We start from the raw sequence: 15,870 nt of genomic DNA, 5'->3' as shown, positions 1-15,870 counted from the left end.
GACCAAATTGGTCACCTAGCGCTACTATGACTTGATGCAAAAGGCCGTTAACCCTACCTTCTTAACCAATTCCTTTGGGGCGACTCTGTGGGTAAACTGTGGATAAATTCGTAAACCTCGTCAAACTTTCGGTCGGGTCAGAGAGCGTCGACACGCTAGTGGCGTGGCAGGACAGCCGCAAGCCGCTCTACGCGGATGGCTGCCCGCGCCACGTGACGCGCATGTGGCCCAAGCGCGAGGCCGAGATCCTGAACGGAGGTTCGATCTATTGGGTGATCAAAGGCGTGATCCAATGCCGCCAGCGCATCCTGCGCCTTGACGAGGTACGTGGTGAGGACGGTATCCGTCGCTGCGCCATTGTTCTCGACCCCGAGGTGCATCGCACCCAGAACGCGTTGAAACGCCCCTTTCAAGGCTGGCGCTATCTGAAACCCGAAGACACCCCTGCCGATCTTCCAAAATCGCGCGAGCAGGACGACGCCCTGCCCGACGATCTGAACCGCGCTCTGGCCGAAATCGGCATATTGTAGTCAGCGCAGGCGATCCAAAAGCTCGGACAAAACCGCCTTGTCGCCAGCATCGTAGCTCGCCACACGGCTGCGCCACAGGGTCGCTTGCGATTGCAGGATGAGACCGTCCGAAAGGATTTTCAGGTGATTGGCCCGCAGTGTTTCACCGGTCGAGGTGATATCGGCAACCGCCTCGGCGGTTTCGTTCATCACGGTGCCTTCGGTCGCGCCCTGGCTGTCGACTAGAGCATAGTCGGCCACCCCTGCATCGGTCAGAAACTCACGCACCAAACGGTGGTACTTGGTCGCAATCCGCAGCCGATGACTATGTGTTCTGCGGAACGCGGCGGCGGCTGCATCCAGATCGTCTAGCGTATCCACGTCGACCCAACAGGCAGGCGTGGCGATGATCAGATCCGCCTTTCCAAAACCAAGCGCGGCGATTTCCTCAACCTGCTGTTCCCAGCGCGGCAGCTTTTCCTGTACGAGGTCAACGCCCGTGACACCTAGGTGGATACGGCCTGCTGCCAGCTCACGCGGAATTTCCCCCGCAGACAGCAGGATCAGCGAGACATCCTCGATCCCCTCAACCTTGCCCGCATATTCCCGGTCCGACCCGCTGCGCGACAGAGTGATGCCGCGCTTTTCGAACCACGAGAAGGTCTTCTCCATCAACCGGCCCTTCGAGGGCACGCCCAGTTTCAGGCTCATTGAGCGTCCTCCTCGATCTCGAGCATCAGGTCAGGGCGGATGACGCCACCAACAGCCGGAATTTCTTCGCCATTGCCCAACTGCCGGGTCAGCGCATCATAGCGCCCGCCCGTCGCGATCGGAGGCAGATCGGGGCGACCTTCGGCATAAAAGCCAAAGACGAACCCGTCGTAATACTCCATCGAGGTCCGCCCGTAGGAGGCCTCGAAATCCAGCTTTTCCACATCGACACCGCGCGCTTGCATCGCTGCGGTACGCGCCTCAAGCCGGTTCAGCGCCGGGACGATCTGAGGCAGGTCCACGGCCACATCGCGCAGCTGCTCCAGCGCATAAGGCATGGTCTCGCGCACGGCCAGAAGGGCATCCAGGCCGCCCATCTCGGTCTCGGATATCGGGCCAACGCCGCGGTCCAGACGCAGCGCCTCGATCCGGTCCATGATCTCGGAGGAGGTCCGTTTGCCAATCATCGGCACACCGGTTTCCAGCGGGTTTTGGGCCTGCAGCAACGCCTCGCGACTTTCAGGGTCGGGCCTGCGGCCCGCAAAGCGGTCCAGCAGGATCCGGAACCGGCGCGGACGCCACAGGTGGCGCATCAGCGCAGCCTTGCGGCGGTCGGTTGTCTTCAGACCTGCCACCGCAGCCATCAGAATCCCGATGTCTCCGGTCGCGGCCCGTAGTGGTAGCCCGCGCAGTTGCAACGCGAACAGCGAGAAAACCTCGGCATCCGCCCCGGCAGGATCGTCGCGATCAAAGACCTCATAGCCCACCTGGATGTATTCGTTCGACCGGTCCGGGTCATGTTCCTGACGGCGAAAAACCTCTCCGGAATAAGTATAGCGCGCGGGTTCTGCGCCGTCGCTCATGTGCATCTGCACCACGGGCAGAGTGAAGTCCGGGCGCAGCATCTGCTCGCCCCGCAGGGCGTCGGACGTGACATAAGCACGCCCGCGGATGTCTTCGCCATAGAGGTCCAACAGTGTCTCGGCCGGTTGCAGCAGAGGCGTATCGACCACCTGCGCGCCTGCGGCCTCGAACCGGACGCGCATCATCGCGGCGCGGGCCTGTATCTGGGAACGGTTGGCCATGGCTCAGTCCTGACTGTCCAGAATTTCACGGACCTTGGCGACCAGATCACCGCGCGGCACTTCGAATTGGCTGGGACGTTCTTTCCATTCCTCCAGCGTGGCGCTTTCGGCGATTTTCGCGCCAAGGATCAGGTCTTTGATCTGAACGATGCCATTGGCCTTTTCGTCACCCCCTTCGATCACCGCGATAGGAGAATTCCGCTTGTCCGCATATTTCAGCTGATTGCCAAAGCTCTTCGGATTGCCCAAGTAGACCTCGGCCCGGATACCGGCATTGCGCAGCTCAGCCACCATCGCCTGATAGTCAGCCATACGGTCGCGATCCATGACAGTGACGACCACAGGCCCTGTCGCCTGCGCGCTGAGACGACCCTTTTCGCGAAGAGCGGCCAGCAGACGGTCAACGCCGATCGACACACCCGTTGCAGGCACCTCCTGCCCGGTGAAGCGCTTGACCAGATCGTCATAACGCCCGCCACCTGAGACAGAACCGAACTGCCGCTTGCGGCCTTTCTCGTCGAAAATCTCAAAGGTCAGCTCGGCCTCGTAGACCGGGCCGGTATAATAACCGAGACCGCGAACTACCGACGGGTCGATCTCGATCCGGTCCGAACCGTAGCCGCCCGCATCCAGCAGCGACCCGATCTGTTCCAGTTCAGCAATGCCATCGGCACCGATCTTGCTGTTGCCTACGGCCGCACGCAGGTTCGCCAGCGTTCCGGCGGTATCCGCAGCTTTGGAGGTCAGGAAGGCAAGCACAGGCTCGGCCTGATCATCGCTCAGCCCTACACCGTCGATAAACGCACCCGAGGCATCCAGACGGCCCTTGGTCAGCAGCTCTCGGACACCGGCCTCACCCACCTTGTCGAACTTGTCGATGGTGCGCAGAACGTTGTCGCGGGCGGCGGCGTCTTCGCCCAGACCCATCGCTTCAAGCACACCGTTCAGAACCTTGCGGTTGTTCACGCGCACCAGATAGTCACCGCGTGGTATGCCGACAGTCTCCAGCGTGTCCGACAGCATCGCGCAGATCTCGGCATCCGCCGCCATCGAAGCGGTGCCAACCGTATCCGCATCGCACTGATAGAATTGACGATACCGCCCCGGCCCCGGCTTTTCGTTCCGCCATACAGGTCCCATCGCGTAGCGACGATAGGGCGTCGGCAGGTCGTTGCGGTGCTGCGCGTAGACGCGGGCCAGAGGCGCGGTCAGGTCATAGCGCAGGGCCATCCAATCGCCGTTGCCGCCTTCGTCAAACTCCTGCCAAGCAAAGACGCCTTCGTTCGGGCGGTCCACGTCGGGCAGAAACTTGCCCAGCGCCTCGACGGTCTCGACCGCGCTGCTTTCTAAAGCGTCGAACCCATACCGATGATACACGCCCGCAATCGTCCGCAGCATATCGGTGCGCTGCGTGACTTCCTCGCCGAAATAGTCACGGAACCCTTTCGGCGTTACGGCCTTGGGGCGGGGCTGTTTCTTGGGCTTGGCCATCGGGGGCGTCCTTCACGGGTCATGTTCCGCGCGCGGTCTATCCCATGGCCCGCATCGGGGCAAGGCGCGCTTTCCCTGGTCTTGGCTTTGCAGGCCCGCTATGACCGTCCCTGAAGGAGATCCTAATGCAGCATCTGGAAGAACAGATCGCCCATCTGACCCGAACGGTCGAAGAGCTGAACACCGTCGTCACAAGCCAGCAATCCGAAATCGACCGCCTGACGCGCCGCCTCGAAATGCTGCTGCAGCGCGAGGCTGAACGGGCGCAGGAAGGCTCGGGCGGGGTCGTGTTTGGAGACGAACGCCCGCCGCATTATTGAAACAGATTTCGATGTTGATGCCTGCTTTTCTGGTTCTTGCTGGTCACGCCCTATACTAATCACAGGGTTACCTTTCGAAATCTTGTTGGTAGGCTAATACTTTAACATCAGTTCACTGGCAGGAGACGTTCAATGGCCGACAGACTTGCTCTTGTCACAGGTGCCGCGCGTGGCATCGGGCTGGCAACAACAAAACTGTTTCTACAAAACGGCTGGAACGTTGCGATGATCGATCGTGACTCTGAGGCGCTTTCTATTTCCGCAAGGGATCTAGACGGTGCGGTGGCGTTCATCGCGGACGTTTCGGATCAAAATCAGGTTGATGACGTCGTCAAGGCCGTTCTCACCGAATTCAATCGCATTGATGCCGTGGTGAACAACGCGGGTGTCGCAGATTTCGGACCAATTGAAGAACACGATTTCGCGGTGTGGCGCAAGGTTATGGAAACCAACCTTGATGGTGTGTTTCTTGTATCCCAGGCGACTATACCGGCCTTGCGCAAAAGCCGTGGCGCAATCGTCAACATCGCATCGATTTCGGGGCTGAGGGCGAGCACACTTCGTATAGCATACGGAACGTCGAAGGCGGGTGTCATCCACCTGACCAAGCAACAAGCCGCCGAACTAGGAGAATTCGGTATACGCGCCAATTGTGTGTGTCCTGGCCCGGTCCGGACCAAGCTTGCGATGGCAGTCCACTCGCCCGAAATCATCGCCGCCTATCATGACGCTATCCCACTAAACCGATACGGTTCGGAGGATGAGATCGCGCAGGTGATCTATTTCCTTTGCTCGGACAATGCCAGCTACGTAACGGGTCAAGTGATCGCGTCCGATGGCGGGTTCGAAAGCACTGGCGTGGGTTTACCTGCTCTACGATCAAGCAACTGAAACTCAACCACGATTTGCCCGCGCCGGGACGCTAAATAGAGTATCTAGGCTCACAACCCCAGCGACGATTTCACGGCGTTGTCGACGACCCCGCCCAGAAGGGCGTTTTTATCCGCGGCACAGCCCTCGGACAGAGCGGCAATGAACGCTTCGCGCAGTTGCACTTTGTCTTCATCCGTGGCGACGTGGTCCTCGATATTGATCTGACGATTATAGAGCGACAGGGCAGTCATCTTGCCCACGACCTCGACAACAAAGGCCTCATCCCCGTCCGCCTCTTCAGCGATTGAGGCGCAGGTGTAGTGCATGACAGGCAGGGCATCGTCAACCATCTGCTGGGCGGCTTCGTCGGCCAAAGCAAAGACCGGAGCCAACAAAAGTGATACCAAGACAACTGGCTTGAGAGTTTTCATCCGCATCGCAATCACTTCCAGTTATGTCCGATAATCGCACCGGCCACACCGCCGATTGCCGCGCCCTTGCCGTCACCGATCAGGGCCCCAACTCCGGCGCCGATCAACGCACCTTCTATTGTCTGCTTCTTCTTTTTGTCGTCCGCAAAAGCCGCAGTCGCCACGGAAAGCGAGATCGCCCCCGCCAATACCAACGCTTTGGAGCCCATAGCTGAAAGTGCCAAACCCTAACCCTCCTGTTTCATCTGTCACAGAATATGCAGGTACAGCCTAGCCGGGGGACATCGCTGTGGCAACAAAGCCGGGTTCAGACCTCTTCCACTGACAGAACGCCATCTAGCGACTTGATCGCGCCTTTGATCTGCGGGTTGATCGGGAAGTCCTGCCCCAAATCCATCTCGACATCGCCCGGCAGGCCCGGGTCCATCAGGCACAGCTGGATCGGCCCCTTGGCAGCCCCTTTCGCAGCGCTGACCGCGTCTGCCAGCACGCTTGCCACCGTGGGCAACACCTGCGGCTGATCGACGAATATACGCAGGCCGGTCGCGCCCGCCTCGGCCACAACCGAATCCACCGGGCCTACCGAACGACCCAGAAGTTTCAGCTGATCTGCCTCCATCGTCGCCTCGGCGGTCAGAACCACCTGCGCGCCGGTCTCAAGATATTCGCGCGATTTCTCCAGCGTTTCTGAGAATAGCGTGACCTCATACGCTCCAGTCGGGTCCGAAAGCTGCGCAAAGGCAAAGCGATTGCCGCGGGCCGATTTCCGTTCCTGCCGGCCGGCAACAACCCCGGCCATCTTCGCGATCAGAGGGCCAGAGCGCGCCTTTTCCGTCACCTCGTCCAAGGTCAGCACCTGTTTGCGTTTCAGCGCAGGCATGTAGTCGTCCAGCGGATGGCCCGACAGGTAGAAACCGATGGCTTTGAACTCTTCGCTCAGACGTTCGGCAGGCAGCCAATCCGGCGTCGGCGACAGGCGCGGTTCGGGCAGGTCATCCCCGGCCTCACCAAACAATGACACCTGGTTCGAGTTCTTCTGTTCGTGGATCGCTGCCGAATACTGCACAAGCGGATCGAGGCTTTCGAACACGCGGCGGCGGTTCTTGTCCAACTCGTCGAAGGCCCCGGCCCGTGCCAGCATCTCCAACGGGCGCTTGCCGACCTTTTTCAGATCAACCCGGCGCGCGAAGTCGAACAGGTTGACGAAAGGCTTGTCGCTCTCTTGACCCTGCGCGCCTTCGGCACGACGCCCATCAACCACAAGGCTCATCGCCTCGACGCCCACGTTTTTCAACGCGCCCAGCGCATAGACAAGATGCCCATTGTCCACATCAAATGTGGCCTGAGAGCGGTTTACACAAGGCGGGATGTAAGGCAGGTCCAGCCCCTTGCGGACCTCTTCAAAGTAAACGGCCAGTTTATCGGTCAGGTGGATATCGCAGTTCATGACGCCCGCCATGAACTCAACCGGGTGGTTCGCCTTCAGCCAGCCGGTTTGATAGCTGACCACCGCATAGGCGGCCGCGTGGGATTTGTTAAAGCCGTAGTTGGCGAATTTCTCCAAAAGGTCGAAAACCTCGGAGGCCTTCTTGGCATCCACGCCATTTTCCGCCGCGCCCTTTTCGAATTTCGGGCGCTCGGCATCCATCGCCTCTTTGATCTTCTTACCCATCGCGCGGCGCAGCAGGTCAGCGCCACCAAGGGAATACCCAGCCATCACCTGAGCGATCTGCATCACCTGTTCCTGATAGACGATGATGCCCTGCGTTTCCTCAAGGATATAGTCGATCAGAGGATGCACGGACTCGATTTTCCGCAGCCCGTTCTTGACCTCACAATAGGTCGGGATGTTCTCCATCGGACCGGGGCGATAGAGCGCCACAAGGGCCACGATATCCTCGATACAGGTAGGTTTCATGCGCTTGAGCGCGTCCATCATGCCCGAGGATTCCACCTGGAACACCGCCACTGTCTTGGCCGCGGAATAGAGCTTGTATGTCGCCTCATCATCCAGCGGGATGGCGTTGATTTGGTTCTCTGCCCCTTCAGCCGGTTCATAGAGCTCTGTCCCGTCTGCCGCGACATGCAGAGGCCGCCCGGATTTGAAGATCAAATCCATCGCGTTCTGGATCACGGTCAGGGTTTTCAGACCGAGAAAGTCGAACTTCACCAGCCCGGCCTGTTCGACCCATTTCATATTGAACTGGGTCGCGGGCATATCGGAGCGTGGATCCTGATAGAGCGGCACCAGCGCGTCCAACGGCCGGTCGCCAATCACAACCCCCGCCGCGTGGGTAGAGGCGTTTCGCAACAGCCCTTCGACTTGCTGGCCGTAATTCAGCAACCGCTCCACAACCTCTTCATTCCGCGCCTCCTCGCGCAAGCGCGGTTCGTCCTTCAGGGCCTTTTCGATCGAAACCGGTTTGACGCCCTCGACCGGGATCATCTTGGACAGCCGGTCGACTTGCCCGTAAGGCATCTGCAAAACCCGCCCGATGTCACGCACGGCAGCCTTGGACAGCAACGCACCAAAGGTGATGATCTGCCCCACCTTGTCACGCCCATATTTCTGCTGAACGTAGCGGATCACTTCTTCCCGGCGATCCATACAGAAGTCGATATCGAAGTCGGGCATTGAGACCCGCTCAGGGTTCAGGAACCGTTCGAACAGCAAGCTGTAGCGCAACGGGTCAAGGTCGGTGATCGTTAAGGCATAAGCCACCAGAGATCCCGCACCGGACCCCCGCCCCGGCCCAACCGGAATGTCATGATCCTTGGACCATTGGATAAAGTCAGCAACGATCAGGAAGTAGCCGGGGAACCCCATGCCTTCGATGATCCCAAGCTCAAAATCCAGGCGTTCCTGATATTCCTCCGGCGTCACCGCATGAGGGATCACGGCCAGACGTTTCTGCAGACCCTCATTCGCAATTCGGCGCAGTTCGGCCACTTCATCATCGGCAAACTTGGGCAGAATGGGATCACGGCGATAGGCCATAAAGGCGCAACGGCGCGCAATCTCGACCGTGTTCTCGATGGCCTCCGGCAAATCTGCAAACAGGGTCACCATTTCCTGCTGCGACTTGAAATAATGCTGCGCGGTCAGACGGCGGCGACCGGCTTGCTGATCGACATAGGCCCCCTCGGCAATACAGATCAGCGCATCATGGGCCTCATACATATCCGAGGTTGGAAAGTAGACATCATTGGTGGCGACCAGAGGCAGGTTCTTGACATAGGCCATCTCGACATGGCCTCGCTCGGTCAGGCGTTCCGCCTCAGGCTGGCCGTCCTCGCCCGGATGGCGTTGCAGTTCGATATACAAACGATCCGGGAACATCCCCGCCAACCGGTCGACCAGAGCCTCAGCCGCCGGGCGCTGACCTTGCTGCAACAACATCCCGACCGGGCCCTCCGGCCCACCAGTCAGGCAGATCAGACCCTCGGACCGATCCGCCAGCTCCTCCAACGTGACCTGCGGCAATTGCCCGCCCTTGTTCACATAGAGACAGGAGCTCAGCTTCATGAGGTTCTCATACCCGACCTCGGACTGCGCCAGCAGCACCAGCGGCGCGGGCGCTTTCGGCTTTTCACCTGGTTGTGGCTGCACATAGGTCAGATCGACCTGACACCCCATGATCGGCTGAATCCCGGCCCCGCTGGCTGTGACTGAAAACTCCAGCGCCGAGAACATCGAGTTGGTGTCGGTCACCGCAACGGCGGGCATTTCTGCTTTCTCGCAAAGACCAGGCAGCTTTTTCAGCCGCACAGCGCCTTCCAGCAGGGAATATTCAGTGTGAACGCGAAGGTGAATGAATCGAGGGGTACTGCTCATACCCCGCACGCTATCCCAGTCAGCAGCGACGAAAAAGCGGGAACGGACTCTGTTGGTCGCTTAAAAAATCAGCAGGGATTATTCTGATTTTTTAGAAGGTGCTTCGGGCCAGACTCTGCACCGCTTCAAAAATGGTCTTTATTTACAAGTGCCTGACTTCTAAACAACTGCAGGATTCACAGGTCGTTCCAGTCCAATGGTACATCATATAGGCAGTTTTTCTTGCCAGATAAGGTGCGCTGTTTCTAACATCTGACGGCAAGCACTTCGCCCGCCACTCTTTCTACGTCGCATCGAAGGAGGGCCCAAAGGGCGCAACCGGGTAAGGCGACGGGTTTCACGAATGGACATCACGTTTCTTCTGAACGGAGAGACAGTGCAGCTGTCGGATGTCAGTCCGACGGTCACCCTGTTGGACTGGCTGCGCGAGGAGCGTGGCCTGACCGGCACGAAAGAAGGCTGCAACGAGGGCGATTGCGGCGCCTGCACCGTGATGGTCACCGAAGAGGGCAGCGCCAAGGCATTGAACGCATGCATCCTGTTCTTGCCCCAACTGCACGGCAAAGCCGTCCGCACCGTCGAGGGCGCAAGCGGCCCAAACGATGAACCTCATCCGGTCCAGAGCGCGATGGTTGATCTACACGGCTCGCAATGCGGCTTCTGCACCCCCGGCTTTGTGATGTCGATGGTTGCCAGTCACGCAAATGGCGCAACCGACCACGACACCCAACTGGCCGGCAACCTGTGCCGCTGCACCGGCTACGCCCCGATCATCCGTGCCGCGAAAGCCGCCGAAACGCATCCCGCCCCGCACTGGATCACCGACGACCAGTCCTTCTCTTGTTCAAAAATACCTCGGGGGGAAGCCGCAGGCCGAGGGGCAGAGCCCCCCTTCCTCCCCGCGTCATCCAACGAGTTGGCGGAGATCTACACTCAACACCCCAACGCCACACTCATCGCCGGTGCAACCGATGTCGGCCTTTGGGTCACCAAGCAACTGCGTGACCTCGACCCAGTGATCTTCCTCAGCGGCTGTGAAGATCTCAAACAGGTCACAATCACCGACGAAGAAATCCGCTTCGGAGCAATGGCCGACATGAACCGGATGGGGGAGGCTCTTGCTGATCTCCACCCTTCCTACGCTGAAATGATCCGTCGCTATGCCAGCGTTCAGGTGCGCCACGCAGCCACCGTCGGAGGCAACATCGCCAACGGCTCGCCCATCGGGGATAACCCGCCTGCCCTGATCGCTTTGGGCGCTACTTTGCACCTTCGCAAAGGCGACACCCGTCGTTCCCTTCCTTTGGAGGAGTTCTTCATCGACTACGGCAAACAAGACCGCGCGCCCGGCGAATTTGTCGAGGCCGTCAGTTTCCCGCGTCAGGCGGATCGACTGAAGGCTTACAAACTCAGCAAACGGTTCGATCAGGATATCTCGGCCGTTTGCGGGTGTTTCAATATCAGCGTTACGGACGGCACCGTCGCCGAAGCGCGGATTGCCTTTGGTGGCATGGCTGGTACGCCGAAACGGGCAACCCATGTCGAGGCCGCACTGATCGGCAAACCTTGGTCGCGCGAGGTGGTTGACGCTGCGCTGCCCCGCTTTGCCGAAGACTATTCACCACTCACGGACATGCGCGCCTCGGCAACCTATCGACTGGAGACCGCCAAAGCGATGCTGGAACGGTATTTCCTGGAAGATCAGGGCGAAGTGACCGACGTGCTGAAGGTGACAGCATGAGCGTGACCAAACCCCTCCCCCACGACGCGGCCCCACTGCATGTAGCCGGTGCCGCGCGCTATGTGGATGACATTCCGACGCCAAAGGGCACCCTCCATCTGGCCTTTGGTCTGAGCCCGATTGCCAAAGGCAAAATCAGCGCAATGGATCTGTCGGCCGTGAAATCTGCGGATGGCGTGGTGCAGGTGATGACGGTCGAGGATCTACCCTTTGCCAACGATGTCTCGCCCTCGATCCATGATGAACCACTGCTGTCGGATGGCACGGTTCATTATGTCGGACAGCCCGTGTTTCTGGTCGTCGCCACCAGCCATCTCGCAGCCAGAAAGGCCGCGCGGTTGGGCAAAATCGACTATGCCGAAGACGCCCCGATCCTGACCGTCGAAGACGCTCTGGCTGCCGACAGCCGGTTCGAGGATGGCCCCCGCATCTACGCCAAGGGCGACGCAGACGCCGCAATCGCCAGCGCGCGCCATATCGTCGAAGGAAGCTTCGAGCTTGGCGGGCAAGAGCATTTCTACCTCGAAGGTCAGGCAGCCCTGGCCGTGCCGAATGAAGGCGCGGATATGCTGGTCCATAGCTCAACCCAGCACCCGACCGAGATCCAGCACAAGGTGGCCGATGCACTGGGCGTTCCCATGCACGCGGTCCGGGTTGAGACACGCCGGATGGGAGGCGGGTTCGGCGGCAAGGAAAGCCAGGGTAACGCTTTGGCCGTGGCTTGTGCTATCGCCGCGCGTGCAACCGGTAAGGCTTGCAAGATGCGCTATGACCGAGATGATGACATGATCATCACCGGCAAACGCCACGCATTCCGCATTTCATACAAGGCCGGGTTTGACGAGAGCGGCCATATTCAGGGCGTCTCGTTCCTACACCACGCGATTTGCGGCTGGGCGCAGGACCTGTCTCTGCCTGTCGCCGATCGTGCCATGCTGCATTCGGACAACGCTTACCTTCTGCCCAATGCGCGGATCGAGAGCCACCGGCTGAAGACCAACACCCAATCCGCCACCGCCTATCGCGGGTTCGGAGGCCCTCAGGGCATGGTCGGGATCGAACGAATAATGGACCACGCCGCGCATGAACTGGGATTGGACCCGGTCGAGCTGCGCCGTCGTAACTACTACGAACCCGCCCACAAGGTTGCTGAAGCTGCACCGGCAGAGAAACCATTGGGACACCCCGATCCGCATGAAGACCTGACCAGCCGGGGCGCAGTTGAGATGGGCGAGGCGCCCGTGCGCCCTCTACCCCAAGGCGGCAACACCACGCCCTACGGGATGGAGGTCAGCGATTTCGAACTGCATGGCATGACCGAAGCTCTGCTGAAATCCAGCGACTATGCCGCGCGTAAGGCAGCCATCGAAAAATGGAACACCGAGAACAGTGTGATCAAGAAGGGCATTGCTTTCTCTCCGGTCAAGTTCGGGATTTCCTTCACGCTGACCCACCTCAATCAAGCAGGTGCTTTGGTGCATGTGTATCAGGACGGTTCGGTCCACCTGAACCATGGCGGCACCGAGATGGGTCAAGGCCTGTTCCAGAAGGTTGCACAGGTCGCTGCGTCGCGCTTTGGCGTTCCGCTGGAGATGGTCAAGATCACCGCGACTGATACGGCCAAAGTGCCCAATACCTCGGCCACGGCGGCGTCTTCGGGCAGCGACCTGAACGGCATGGCGGTCAAAGCCGCCTGCGACACGATCCGCGACCGCATGGCCGACTATTTGGCCGAGCGTCATCAGGCCGACCCGTCGAAAGTTACTTTCTCGGACGGTCACGTCTCAGTCGGTGCGGAACGCTATACCTTCTCTGAGGCCGCCGCTTTGGCCTACCAGGGGCGCATCAGCCTGTCGGCAACCGGTTTTTACAAAACGCCCAAGATCGAATGGGACCGGATTGCAGGGCGCGGACGCCCGTTCTTTTATTTTGCCTATGGGGCCTCGGTGACCGAGGTCGCCATCGACACGCTGACCGGCGAGAACCGCATTCTGCGCACCGATATCCTGCATGACGCAGGCGCATCGCTGAACCCGGCGCTCGATATCGGACAGGTCGAAGGCGGCTACGTGCAAGGCGCAGGCTGGCTGACGACTGAGGAACTGGTCTGGGACGACAAGGGCAATCTGCGCACCCACGCGCCCTCAACTTACAAGATTCCTGCCTGCTCAGACCGGCCCGACATCTTCAACGTATCACTTTGGGATGGCGAAAACCGCGAGGACACGATCTATCGATCGAAAGCGGTGGGTGAGCCGCCCTTCATGTTGGGCATATCGGCATGGCTGGCCCTGTCGAACGCGGTCGCAGCCTGTGGCGACAGCTATCCGGCGCTGGATGCTCCTGCCACGGCTGAGGAAGTCTGGCGCGGCGTTCAGCGGGTGAAAGGAGGCATCTGATGGGCTTCGACCTGGAGGCTTTGAGGGAGGCGGTCAAAACCCACGGACAGGTGACTCGTGTGGTCATCGCCGCGCTCAAGGGGTCGTCCCCGCGAGAGGTTGGCGCTTCGATGCTGGTCTGGCGGGATGGCCAGAGCGGAACGATCGGCGGCGGCACTTTGGAGTTTCAGGCCGCAGAAGCAGCGCGGTCCCAATCCCTCCCCGCCCGTCTAACCCATCACGCTCTTGGCCCGGAGATGGGGCAGTGTTGTGGCGGTGCAGTTTCACTGTTCAGCGAGGTCTTTGATCAAGATACACTTGAAGCGCTCGACGACACGATCATAGCGCGATCCGCTTCTGCAGGCGAAATGCCTCTGTCCGTTAAACGGTTGCTGGCAAATGCGCGCGGTCAGGGGATTGCCCCCGGATCGCAGCTGATCGACGGCTGGATGGTGGAACCCGTTCACAAGCCAACCCGAAACCTGTGGATCTGGGGTGCTGGCCATGTGGGCCGAGCGCTGGTGGACGTTCTGTCCCCCCTGCCCGACATCGCGATCACCTGGGTCGACACGGGACCCGAGCGCTTCCCGGCCTTGGTCCCAGCAGGTGTCACCACGGTCCCGGCGGCAAAACCGGCGGAGCTGGTTCGCCATGCTCCGCCCAATGCCGAGCACCTTGTGCTTACTTATTCACACAATCTGGATTTAGAGCTGTGCAACCGGCTGCTTTCGCATGATTTCCGCTTTGCGGGGCTGATCGGCTCGGCTACGAAATGGGCGCGATTCCGGTCGCGGCTGGCAGCTCTTGGGCATTCGCCTGAACAGATCAGCCGGATCACTTGCCCAATCGGCGATCCTGCCCTGGGCAAACACCCGCAAATGATCGCCGTTGGCGTCGCCGCGCAGCTTCTGCGTCCGGCCCGACAGACTGAGTTGAAGAAGGACCTGAGCGCGTGACCACTCCTCTTTTAAGCCTGCAAGGGCTGACCAAGGCCTATCCCGGCGTCGTGGCCAATGATCAGGTGTCATTCGACATCGGCGAAGGCGAAGTACATGCGCTTTTGGGCGAAAACGGCGCGGGGAAATCCACGCTGGTCAAGATGATCTATGGGCTGGTGAAGCCAGACAGCGGCGCCATGATGCTGCGCGGCCAACCCTTTGCCCCAGCGGAACCCCGCGCGGCTCGGGCGGATGGGATTGCGATGGTGTTCCAGCACTTCTCACTGTTCGACGCGCTGAACGTGGCCGAGAATATCGCGCTGGGGATGGAGAACCCGCCGCCCATGGGCGATTTGGCCTCGCGCATCCGCGAAGTGTCCGAGACCTATGGCTTACCTTTGGACCCGTACCGAACTGTCGGCGATCTGTCCGCGGGGGAACGTCAGCGCGTCGAGATCATCCGCTGCCTACTGCAAGACCCCAAGCTGCTGATCATGGACGAACCAACCAGCGTGCTGACCCCGCAAGAGGTCGAAATCCTGTTCGAGACGCTGAACAAATTGCGGTCTGAGGGCACCTCGATCCTCTATATCTCGCATAAACTTGAAGAAATTCGCACGCTGTGTGACCACGCCACGATCCTGCGCCTGGGCAAGAATGTCGGCGAGTGCATTCCGGCCGAGACGTCCGCACGCGATATGGCCGAGATGATGGTGGGATCAACGCTGCAAACGCCCGAACGCTCGGGCCGTGAGTTCGGCGAGGTTGCGTTGGATGTCAGCGGTCTGTCGGTGCCATCGCCGTCGGAATTCGGAACGGCGCTGAAGAACGTCCATATGACGGTCCGCAAGGGTGAGGTTCTCGGCATCGGCGGTGTCGCTGGCAACGGTCAGGATGAGTTGCTGGGCGTGCTGTCCGGTGAGATTCAAACCCCTGCCGATGCGATCAAATTCAATGGTCAGCGGATCGGCAAACTCGGCCCTACCGCCCGCCGGAAACTGGGCGTGCTGACCGCGCCTGAGGAACGTTTGGGTCATGCCGCTGCGCCGGATATGAGCCTGACCGAAAACGCCCTCCTGACCGGGTCGGTGCGCGAAGGTTTGGAGAACAAAGGGTTCCTCAAATGGTCCGAAACCAAAAGCTTCGCGGAGAAGATCATCAGCGCGTTTGACGTCAGAACGCCCGGGCCTGAAAACGCGGCACGGTCGCTTTCAGGCGGGAACCTGCAGAAATTCGTGATTGGTCGGGAAGTCTTGCAGAACCCTGAGGTTCTGGTGGTGAACCAACCGACATGGGGTGTGGATGCGGCGGCGGCTGCGTCGATCCGGCAGGCCATTCTGGATCTGGCGGCCAAGGGAACGGCGGTGATCTGCATCAGTCAGGATTTGGACGAGCTGATGGAGATCTCAGACAGTTTTGCGGCCCTGAACGAAGGACGGCTGAGCGCGCCTCGGGAAACCACAGGCCTGACCGTTGACGAGATCGGCCTGATGATGGGCGGCGCCCATGGAATGGAGGTGGCGCATGTGTGATCTGTCGCGTCGCCTTCGGCGAGAGT

The 15,870-nt window shown here is 60.1% G+C and carries 13 protein-coding genes; 7 read left to right on the top strand and 6 right to left on the bottom strand.

Annotation, left to right across the window (positions count from 1 at the left end; genetic code table 11):
• Positions 1-98: 98 nt before the first annotated feature.
• Positions 99-530 carry a DUF1489 family protein gene (locus ACR3FB_RS03555; RefSeq protein WP_170468402.1) on the top strand — a complete coding sequence of 144 codons (432 nt, stop codon included), beginning with the start codon at positions 99-101 and terminating at the stop codon, positions 528-530.
• Here ACR3FB_RS03555 and hisG read toward each other — a convergent pair whose 3' ends face one another.
• The 3 genes from hisG to hisS are packed head-to-tail and all read right to left on the bottom strand — an operon-like array spanning position 531 to position 3,796.
• Complete coding sequence (gene hisG / locus ACR3FB_RS03550) at positions 531-1,220, bottom strand: ATP phosphoribosyltransferase (protein ID WP_425085098.1); 690 nt, start codon at positions 1,218-1,220, stop codon at positions 531-533.
• Complete coding sequence (locus ACR3FB_RS03545; RefSeq protein WP_480564171.1) at positions 1,217-2,305, bottom strand: ATP phosphoribosyltransferase regulatory subunit; 1,089 nt, start codon at positions 2,303-2,305, stop codon at positions 1,217-1,219. The genes hisG and ACR3FB_RS03545 overlap by 4 nt, the downstream gene beginning before the upstream one ends.
• A 3-nt stretch (positions 2,306-2,308) precedes the next feature.
• Positions 2,309-3,796, bottom strand: a complete 1,488-nt coding sequence (gene hisS, locus ACR3FB_RS03540) for a histidine--tRNA ligase (RefSeq protein WP_480564168.1) — start codon at positions 3,794-3,796, stop codon at positions 2,309-2,311.
• Positions 3,797-3,921: 125 nt separating this feature from the next.
• Here hisS and ACR3FB_RS03535 point away from each other — a divergent pair, with 125 nt between their 5' ends.
• Together ACR3FB_RS03535 and ACR3FB_RS03530 are read left to right on the top strand one after the other, a co-directional pair.
• Complete coding sequence (locus ACR3FB_RS03535; RefSeq protein WP_170637588.1) at positions 3,922-4,116, top strand: SlyX family protein; 195 nt, start codon at positions 3,922-3,924, stop codon at positions 4,114-4,116.
• A gap of 132 nt (positions 4,117-4,248) precedes the next feature.
• The gene (locus tag ACR3FB_RS03530) at positions 4,249-5,007 is read left to right on the top strand and encodes an SDR family NAD(P)-dependent oxidoreductase (protein ID WP_480564165.1); all 759 of its coding nucleotides are present in this window, start codon (positions 4,249-4,251) and stop codon (positions 5,005-5,007) included.
• A gap of 50 nt (positions 5,008-5,057) precedes the next feature.
• On the opposite strand, the gene ACR3FB_RS03525 is transcribed toward ACR3FB_RS03530, so the two are convergent.
• From ACR3FB_RS03525 to dnaE, 3 genes are all read right to left on the bottom strand, one after another.
• Positions 5,058-5,420: a hypothetical protein gene (locus ACR3FB_RS03525; RefSeq protein ID WP_480564162.1), complete on the bottom strand. Its 363-nt coding sequence runs from the start codon at positions 5,418-5,420 to the stop codon at positions 5,058-5,060.
• Between the two features lie 11 nt (positions 5,421-5,431).
• Positions 5,432-5,644 carry a YMGG-like glycine zipper-containing protein gene (locus tag ACR3FB_RS03520; RefSeq protein WP_419738497.1) on the bottom strand — a complete coding sequence of 71 codons (213 nt, stop codon included), beginning with the start codon at positions 5,642-5,644 and terminating at the stop codon, positions 5,432-5,434.
• An 83-nt stretch (positions 5,645-5,727) separates the two neighbouring features.
• A complete protein-coding gene (gene dnaE, locus ACR3FB_RS03515) occupies positions 5,728-9,255 on the bottom strand; it encodes a DNA polymerase III subunit alpha (RefSeq protein WP_480564159.1) in 3,528 nt (1,175 codons plus the stop codon).
• 343 nt (positions 9,256-9,598) lie between these two features.
• Between dnaE and xdhA the strand changes: the two genes are divergently transcribed.
• The 4 genes from xdhA to ACR3FB_RS03495 are packed head-to-tail and all read left to right on the top strand — an operon-like array spanning position 9,599 to position 15,844.
• Complete coding sequence (xdhA, locus tag ACR3FB_RS03510; RefSeq protein ID WP_480564156.1) at positions 9,599-10,996, top strand: xanthine dehydrogenase small subunit; 1,398 nt, start codon at positions 9,599-9,601, stop codon at positions 10,994-10,996.
• The gene (gene xdhB, locus ACR3FB_RS03505) at positions 10,993-13,395 is read left to right on the top strand and encodes a xanthine dehydrogenase molybdopterin binding subunit (protein WP_480564154.1); all 2,403 of its coding nucleotides are present in this window, start codon (positions 10,993-10,995) and stop codon (positions 13,393-13,395) included. The genes xdhA and xdhB overlap by 4 nt, the downstream gene beginning before the upstream one ends.
• Positions 13,395-14,330, top strand: coding sequence for a xanthine dehydrogenase accessory protein XdhC (xdhC, locus tag ACR3FB_RS03500; RefSeq protein WP_480564152.1), 936 nt, complete (start codon positions 13,395-13,397; stop codon positions 14,328-14,330). The genes xdhB and xdhC overlap by 1 nt, the downstream gene beginning before the upstream one ends.
• Positions 14,327-15,844 carry an ABC transporter ATP-binding protein gene (locus ACR3FB_RS03495; RefSeq protein WP_480564149.1) on the top strand — a complete coding sequence of 506 codons (1,518 nt, stop codon included), beginning with the start codon at positions 14,327-14,329 and terminating at the stop codon, positions 15,842-15,844. Before xdhC ends, ACR3FB_RS03495 begins: the two co-directional genes overlap by 4 nt.
• The last annotated feature ends 26 nt before the right edge of the window (positions 15,845-15,870 follow it).

The sequence above is a fragment of the Ruegeria sp. AO1 genome (assembly GCF_056535985.1).
This window is presented reverse-complemented; position numbering and strand designations above follow the sequence as displayed.

Bases quoted from the DNA above. Each gene is read 5' to 3' on its own strand.
- hisG (WP_425085098.1), bottom strand. From the start codon at position 1,220: ATGAGCCTGAAACTGGGCGTGCCCTCGAAGGGCCGGTTGATGGAGAAG.
- ACR3FB_RS03545 (WP_480564171.1), bottom strand. From the start codon at position 2,305: ATGGCCAACCGTTCCCAGATACAGGCCCGCGCCGCGATGATGCGCGTC.
- hisS (WP_480564168.1), bottom strand. From the start codon at position 3,796: ATGGCCAAGCCCAAGAAACAGCCCCGCCCCAAGGCCGTAACGCCGAAA.
- ACR3FB_RS03535 (WP_170637588.1), top strand. From the start codon at position 3,922: ATGCAGCATCTGGAAGAACAGATCGCCCATCTGACCCGAACGGTCGAA.
- ACR3FB_RS03530 (WP_480564165.1), top strand. From the start codon at position 4,249: ATGGCCGACAGACTTGCTCTTGTCACAGGTGCCGCGCGTGGCATCGGG.
- ACR3FB_RS03525 (WP_480564162.1), bottom strand. From the start codon at position 5,420: ATGAAAACTCTCAAGCCAGTTGTCTTGGTATCACTTTTGTTGGCTCCG.
- dnaE (WP_480564159.1), bottom strand. From the start codon at position 9,255: ATGAGCAGTACCCCTCGATTCATTCACCTTCGCGTTCACACTGAATAT.
- xdhA (WP_480564156.1), top strand. From the start codon at position 9,599: ATGGACATCACGTTTCTTCTGAACGGAGAGACAGTGCAGCTGTCGGAT.
- xdhB (WP_480564154.1), top strand. From the start codon at position 10,993: ATGAGCGTGACCAAACCCCTCCCCCACGACGCGGCCCCACTGCATGTA.
- xdhC (WP_480564152.1), top strand. From the start codon at position 13,395: ATGGGCTTCGACCTGGAGGCTTTGAGGGAGGCGGTCAAAACCCACGGA.